8 protein-coding genes are annotated in these 6,804 nt (G+C 70.4%); 3 read left to right on the top strand and 5 right to left on the bottom strand.

Going from position 1 to position 6,804, the window contains the following annotated elements:
* From AOK11_RS35560 to AOK11_RS35545, 4 genes are all read right to left on the bottom strand, one after another.
* Nucleotides 1–223: PadR family transcriptional regulator (locus AOK11_RS35560; RefSeq protein ID WP_167353872.1), on the bottom strand; the 223-nt coding region annotated here is incomplete at its 3' end.
* Nucleotides 224–248: 25 nt separating this feature from the next.
* Nucleotides 249–797: a DinB family protein gene (locus AOK11_RS35555; protein WP_055597774.1), complete on the bottom strand. Its 549-nt coding sequence runs from the start codon at nt 795–797 to the stop codon at nt 249–251.
* A gap of 135 nt (nt 798–932) precedes the next feature.
* On the bottom strand, nt 933–2,393 hold the full coding sequence (locus AOK11_RS35550; RefSeq protein WP_055597773.1) for an aldehyde dehydrogenase family protein: 1,461 nt from the start codon (nt 2,391–2,393) through the stop codon (nt 933–935).
* Nucleotides 2,394–2,588: 195 nt separating this feature from the next.
* Nucleotides 2,589–3,413 carry a helix-turn-helix domain-containing protein gene (locus AOK11_RS35545; RefSeq protein ID WP_055597776.1) on the bottom strand — a complete coding sequence of 275 codons (825 nt, stop codon included), beginning with the start codon at nt 3,411–3,413 and terminating at the stop codon, nt 2,589–2,591.
* 343 nt (nt 3,414–3,756) lie between these two features.
* On the opposite strand from AOK11_RS35545, the gene AOK11_RS35540 reads away from it, so the two are divergent.
* A complete protein-coding gene (locus tag AOK11_RS35540) occupies nt 3,757–4,257 on the top strand; it encodes an ATP-binding protein (RefSeq protein ID WP_240497616.1) in 501 nt (166 codons plus the stop codon).
* Nucleotides 4,258–4,411: 154 nt separating this feature from the next.
* Here the strand turns inward: AOK11_RS35540 and AOK11_RS35535 are convergent, their stop codons facing one another.
* Nucleotides 4,412–4,711 (bottom strand): DUF397 domain-containing protein, encoded by a 300-nt coding sequence (locus AOK11_RS35535; RefSeq protein WP_055597771.1) that lies wholly within the window; start codon nt 4,709–4,711, stop codon nt 4,412–4,414.
* Nucleotides 4,712–5,411: 700 nt separating this feature from the next.
* Between AOK11_RS35535 and AOK11_RS35530 the strand changes: the two genes are divergently transcribed.
* Nucleotides 5,412–5,978, top strand: a complete 567-nt coding sequence (locus AOK11_RS35530) for a hypothetical protein (protein ID WP_055597770.1) — start codon at nt 5,412–5,414, stop codon at nt 5,976–5,978.
* A 102-nt stretch (nt 5,979–6,080) separates the two neighbouring features.
* Complete coding sequence (locus AOK11_RS35525) at nt 6,081–6,614, top strand: DUF4232 domain-containing protein (protein WP_055597775.1); 534 nt, start codon at nt 6,081–6,083, stop codon at nt 6,612–6,614.
* Nucleotides 6,615–6,804: the final 190 nt, after the last annotated feature.

Here is a 6,804-nt window from a genome sequence, read left to right as displayed (position 1 = left end):
CGTACTCGGTGCGCGGCGGGCCCCCGGCCGTCGAGGGCGCGATCTCGTGCGCGTGCAGCAGCCCTTGCTTCGCCATCTGTTTCAGGGCGTGGTAGATCGAGCCGGGCTTGGCGTTGGACCACTCGTGCGCGCCCCAGAACTCCAGGTCGTTGCGCACCTGGTAGCCGTGGGCCCGCCCGTGCTGGCGCACCGCGCCGAGCACGAGGAGACGGATCGCTGACATGGGTTCCAGCGTAGGCCGCGGGCGGTCACTCCCAGGAGCTGCCCCGCTCCTTCGCGACCAGTTCGAAGGCCGTGGCGCCGTCCAGGGACTCGCGGATGATGTCGGCGTGGCCGGCGTGCCGGGCGGTCTCGCGGATCAGGTGGAGGCACAGCCAGCGCATCGAGAGCCACTCGTCCTTCGGGTTCCAGGACGTCTTCGCCATCAGGAAGGTGTCGTCGAGGCTGGGCACCGCGCGGATGAACGACTCCGTTCCGGCGGCCACCTTCTCGTAGTACGCGAGAAAGGACTCCACGGTTTCCTCGCCGACCAGCCGGAAGCACTCGTGCCAGTTCGACTCGTCCCGGTGGACGGCCGGCGGCTCGCCCTTGGCACGGGCGATCCAGACCTGCTCGATCTCGGCGACGTGCTTGAGCAGTCCGGCCAGGGACAACTCACTGGCGCTGGGCCGCGACGCGGCCTGCTCGTCGGTGAGGCCGAGCACCGACCGGCGGATGCCCCCGCGCTGCTCCTCGATGAACGCCAGCAGCGCCCCGCGCTCGTCGCCCCGGGTCTCCGCGGACACGTGAGTGACCATGCCGGCCGCCTTTCGTCGGTGAGGGCTTCCGCCCCGGTTTCCCTGACACCGACGACGCTACGGGCCCTTGCGGTCAGCTGCTGTCCGCAAGGGCCCGGGAAGGAGGAGCGAGTCAGAAGTGACCGATCGAACCGATCAGAAGGGGAACCCGCTGCGGCCGTGCTGCACCGAGATCCACTTCAGCGTGGTGAAGGCGTCCAGCATCGCCTCGCCGTTCAGCCGGCCGCTGCCGGAGTGCTTCTCTCCGCCGAAGGGGACGATCGGCTCGTCGTGCACGGTGCCGTCGTTCACGTGGAACATGCCGGTGTCGATCTGCTTGGCGAAGTTGACCCCGCGCTCGACGTCCCCGGTGTGCACCGCGCCGCTCAGGCCGTACGGGGTGTCGTTGACGAGGCGTACGGCCTCCTCCTCACCGTCGAACGGGACGAGGAAGGCGACCGGGCCGAAGACCTCCTGCCGGAGCAGGGCGGAGTCGGCGGGGAGGCCGGTGAGCACGGACGGCTCGACCAGGTTGTCGGTCCGGGCGCCGCGCACCAGGGCGGTCGCGCCCTCGGCGAGCGCCTGCTCCACGACACCGTCCAGCGAGTCCGCCTGCCGGGAGTTGATCACCGGGCCGATGACGGTCCCGGGATCGCGCGGGTCGCCCGCCTTGAGGGACTTGACCTTGGTGACGAACTTCTCGGTGAACTCCTCGGCCACCGAGCGGTCCACCAGCACCCGGTTGGCGGCCATGCAGACCTGGCCCTGGTGGACGTACCGGCTGAACACGGCCGCGTCGACCGCGTAGTCGACGTCGGCGTCGTCGAGGACCACCAGCGCGCTGTTGCCGCCGAGTTCGAGGACCGAGCGCTTGAAGAGGCGGGCGCAGACGGTGGCCACGTGGCGGCCGACCGCGTCGGAGCCCGTGAAGGAGATGACCTTCGGGACCGGGTGCTCGAGGAAGGCGTCGCCGATCTCCGCGATGTCGGTGATGACGACGTTCAGCAGACCGCCGGGCAGGCCCGCGTCCTCGAAGATCTTCGCGATCAGTGACCCGCCGACGACGGGGGTGTTCTGGTGCGGCTTGAGCACCACGCCGTTGCCGAGCGCGAGCGCCGGGGCGACCGACTTCAGCGACAGCAGGAACGGGAAGTTGAACGGGCTGATCACGCCGACGACACCGACGGGCACGCGGTAGACGCGGTTCTCCTTGCCGTCCACCGGCGAGGGGATGATCCGGCCCTCGGGACGCAGCGCCAGGTGCACCGACTCGCGCAGGAACTCCTTGGCGAGGTGGAGCTCGAAGGCCGCCTTCAGGTGCGTGCCGCCGAGCTCGGCGATGATCGCCTCGGTGATCTCCTCCTCGCGCTCCTCGACCAGCGCGAGCGCCTTCTCCAGCACCGCGCGGCGCGCGTACGGGTTGGTCGCCGCCCACTGCTTCTGCGCGCGGGCCGCCGCCCGGTAGGCCTCGTCGACCTCGTCGACGGTGGCTATCGTGATCGACGCCAGTTTCTCGTCGTCGTACGGGTTGAAGTCGATGATGTCCCAGGAGCCGGTGCCCGGACGCCACTCACCGTCGATGTACTGCTGGGCCAGGTCGGTGAAGTACGACGACATGTGATCCCTCAACCCCTCAATCCCTCGCTGCCGAAGCGGGCCCACCCCGGATCGGCTCACACCCCGACCGGCCGGGCGATCGGCATGCGACCGGCGTGCGACCGGCCGGGCGATCGGGGCACGACCGGTCCGGCCGCACGACCCGGTGGCGATCCGTCCCGCGCGCGCCTGATCGGCCGTCATCGTACTTGTGTTTCAAGAGAGTTGGAGGAGACCTCGCAGAAGGTCCCGGCTCTCCGAGGGGCCCGGGCTGTCCTGCTGGAGCTCCTTGAGCGCCTTCTCGTACTGGGCGACGTCCTCGGCCTTGTCGAGGTACAGCGCGCTCGTCAGCTGCTCCATGTACACGACGTCCGAGAGGTCGGACTCGGGGAAGCTGAGGATGGTGAACGCGCCGGACTCGCCGGAGTGGCCGCCGAGCCCGAACGGCATGACCTGCAGCCGGACGTTGGGCCGCTCGGAGACCTCGATCAGGTGCTGGAGCTGTCCCTTCATCACCTCGCGGTCGCCGTACGGCCGGCGCAGCGCGGCCTCGTCGAGCACCACGTGGAACTCGGGGGCGTTCTCCGCGACCAGGTACTTCTGCCGCTCCAGGCGCAGTGCCACCCGTCGTTCGACGTCGGCCCCGCTCGCGCCCTGCATGCCGCGCCGGACCACCGCGCGCGCGTACTGCTCGGTCTGCAGCAGACCGTGCACGAACTGCACTTCGTACGCCCTGATCAGTGCGGCGGCGCCCTCGAGGCCCACATAGGTGGGGAACCAGCTGGGCAGCACGTCCGAGTAACTGTGCCACCAGCCCGCGACATTGGCCTCCTTGGCCAGGGAGAGCAGCGAGGCGCGCTCCTGCTCGTCCCCGATGCCGTACAGCGTCAGCAGGTCCTCGACGTCCCTGGTCTTGAAGCTCACCCGGCCCAACTCCATCCGGCTGATCTTCGATTCGGAGGCGCGGATCGAATAGCCCGCCGCCTCGCGCGTGATCCCCCGAGCCTCACGCAGTCGCCTGAGTTGTGATCCGAGCAGCATGCGCCGCACCACCGATCCCGGCTCTCCCGCGCTCACGTTCGCCAGCCTCCCCAACGTCTGCCAGGGGCCGAAGTCTGCCACTAAAACACTTCGAGCAGTACTCGCCCGGTTACGGAAATGGAACCGGGGCGGAGGTTTCGAGCAGGAAGGAGCCGAGAGCAGGCCACGGAAGTGACAGGAGGGGCGTGAATATGGCGGAAAAATTGACCAACAAGCGGTACGGCAGGGTCTATTTCGGTCAGCTGCACGTGCATCTGCCCTTGCATCTGCCGTGCGCATCCGAAACCATGGTCTCCGCACCACCGCCGCATCGCTACGACCGCGAATCCCGGGAGTGCCTCGCATGGGGACGAATGGATCGACCATGCTCGAGCCGTTACGGCAGGGCCTTCCGCCACTGGACCCCGCGGCCGTGTCCGACGCCGCCTCCTGCTCCCTGCCCACCCGCTACGAAGCGGTTCGCGAGGCGCGGCAGTTCACCCGGAAGACCTGCGACCAGTGGGACCTGGACGACCGCTTCGACGACGTGTGCCTGGTCGTCTCCGAGCTGGTCACCAACGCCCTGCGGCACGGCCTGTCGGCCTGCGCGCCGCGGCTGACGGACCAGGAAGCTCCGGTGCGGCTGCATCTGCTGCGGTGGACCGGACGGTTGGTCTGCGCGGTGCGCGACCCGAGCCACGACAGTCCCGTCACCCGTACCGCGGACGACTTCTCCGCGGAGTCGGGCCGCGGGCTGCTCCTGGTCGAGTCGTTCAGCGACAGCTGGGGCTGGCAGCCGATGCGGAGCGGACGCGGCAAGATGGTCTGGGCGCTTTTCCTGCTGCGGCCTCCCGGCGGTGCGTGACGGAAGCGGCGCCTTGGGGCGCCGCGCTTCTACGCGCGTCGCGCCGGATTCAGGGAGTGCCGGGCGAGGCCGGTACGGCAGGCGAGGCCGACGCGGCGGGCAAGGCCGGTGCCGATGCGGCCGGTGGGCGCGGTGGGCTCGGCGGGCATTTTCTTCAGCCGGCGACCAAGTGGTCGAACTCGCCGTCCTTGATGCCGAGGAGCATCGCCTCGATCTCCGCCCTGGTGTAGACGAGCGCGGGCCCCTCGGGAAAGCGGGAGTTGCGCACCGCCACCTCGCCGCCCGGCAGCCGGGCGAACTCGACGCAGGAACCCTGCGAGTTGCTGTGCCGGCTCTTCTGCCAGGCCACGCCGTTCAGCCCGGTGGCCGCCATGCCGTTGAACACGCGGGACGCGCCGGCGACGCCATACGCGTCGCCGTCGTGCACATCACCGTCGTACACGTCGTGGTCCACAGGTCGCTCCCCGTTGTGCACTGGCTGGTGTTGCCATTGATGCAGTGGTCAACTGACCCGGATCATAGCTTTGTTCAAGTGCAAACGCATGGGCAGATGCACGTGCACGCGGGGTGTTCCCGCAGTTACAGCCCTGCGGCCCGACCTGCCGGACCCCGTGTGGGTTGAGACGCGTACAAGAGCCTTCATGTTCCCTCGTTTTCTTCCTCTGTCCTCCCGCACCCCCGCCAGTCCTGCAAGCGGTCTCTTTTCTTCGCCGACTGCCTTTCGCCACAAGGAAACGAAGCAGGGTCATCTCCCGGGCCTTCCCGACCACTCTCACGAGCTGCCGCCGAGCAGCGCGGCGAGTGCCGCCCTCGCCACCGCGCCGTTCCCTCCCTCTTCCCCTCTCCTCCCCTTTCCCGTTCCCGTCACCGCGCGGCGACGGTGCGGTGCGGGGTGGGGTGGGTCACCGGGCTGGTGGGGTGCCGGGTACGTCCTGTTAGCTGACTGCGGTCGTTCCGGCCGACGTGGCCGGCTACAGGGCAGGGGGCTCGCGGTGACATCGGTGGATCAGGGCGGTACGGGGACGTCGGCCGGCTCGGCCGGCTCGGCGGGGGCCACGGGTGAGGCCTCGGGGGCACCTCGGGGCGCAGCTTCGGACGCGCCTTCGGAGAGGGCTTCGGAGAGGCTTTCGAAGGGGTCCTCGGTAAGGGCTTCAGTGGCCGCCTCGTCCGCGTCGCACTCCTGGCGCACCGTGTCGCGCCGGCGCGTACGGCTCGCGGTCGCGGCCACAGGCCTGGCCGGCGCGCTCGTCCTCACCGGGTGCAGCAACGACAGCGACTCAGGCGACGACTCCACGCCGTCCGCCGGGGCGTCCTCCTCGGCCGACGCCGATCCCGACGGGGGTACCGGCGGTGGCACCGGCGGGACGGACGAGACGGGTGGCCCGGCCACGAGCAGCGCCCCGGCGGGCGAGCTGGAGGGCAGCTGGCTCACCACGGTCGACGGCAAGGCCGTGGCGCTGATGTTCACCGGGGAGCAGGCGGCCCTCTTCGCCACGGGCGGCACCGTGTGCAGCGGCACCACACAGGAGGATGCCGGAACCCCGACGATCACTCTCCGGTGCGCGGGCGGCAACGAGGACCGGGCGAGCGGCACGGTCGACTCGGTGAGCGGGTCCACCCTGAAGGTCACCTGGGAGGGCTCCCCCGGCACCGAGACGTACACGAAGGCCGAGGGCGGCCGGCTGCCGTCGGGGCTTCCGACCGCGGGACTGGGGTCGTAGGGCCTGCTCCTGCCGCAAGGACACCGGCCCTCCGGATGCGCAGGGAGGGATCCCCGGGGTGTGATGATCTGGGGGCTGTTCCACGACCCCAGGGGAATCCTCATGCGCACCATGCCGATCACCGTCACCGCTGTCACCGCCCTCCTCCTGCTGACCGCCTGCGGCGGCGAGGGTGGTGGGGACGGGGCGAAGGACGACGCGAAGCAGGAGAGCGGGGCCTGTTCGAGCGCGACGGTGGACATGGAGGCCGGCCCCGCGAGCGAGGCCCCGGCCGCCGGTGACACCGGCGAGGTCCCCGTGAACCTCGTCAACCAGGGTGCCACCTGCGTCCTGGACGGCTTCCCCGAGGCGAGCCTGGCGGCCGGGGACGAGCTCGTCGCGCTGGCCCCCGTCGAGGGCGCGACAGCGCAGAAGCTGACCCTGGCCGAGGGCGAATCGGTCTCCTTCACGATCACCTACGTGCGCGGGCCGGAGGGCGCGGGCGAGAGCCTGGACGTCAAGACCCTGCAGGTCGGTCTCCCCGGCGGCTCCGCCACCCAGGACTTCCCCTGGTCGTACGGCCCGGTGGCGGTCAAGGAAGGGACCGAGGACGCGGCCGACGCCTCCGTGGGCGCCTTCCAGCGGACGGGCGACTGACCGGCTGACGGGCGACCGACCGACGGAAGGGCGACCGACCGACCGACTGACGAAAAGGTGACCGACCGACGGAAGGGTGACCGAGCGGACTGCCGGCCTCCGGGCAGGACGCCCCCACGCCCCACAGCCTGCCCCGCGCGGAGGGAGCGATCCGCAACCCGCTCCCCGCGCTGGGCTGGGCTGGGCTGGG

It is taken from the genome of Streptomyces hirsutus, assembly GCF_001418415.1.
In the GTDB taxonomy this organism is placed as follows: Bacteria; Actinomycetota; Actinomycetes; order Streptomycetales; family Streptomycetaceae; genus Streptomyces; species Streptomyces hirsutus.
Note: the sequence above shows the minus strand (reverse complement) of the source record. Positions and strands in the feature narration are given on the sequence as shown.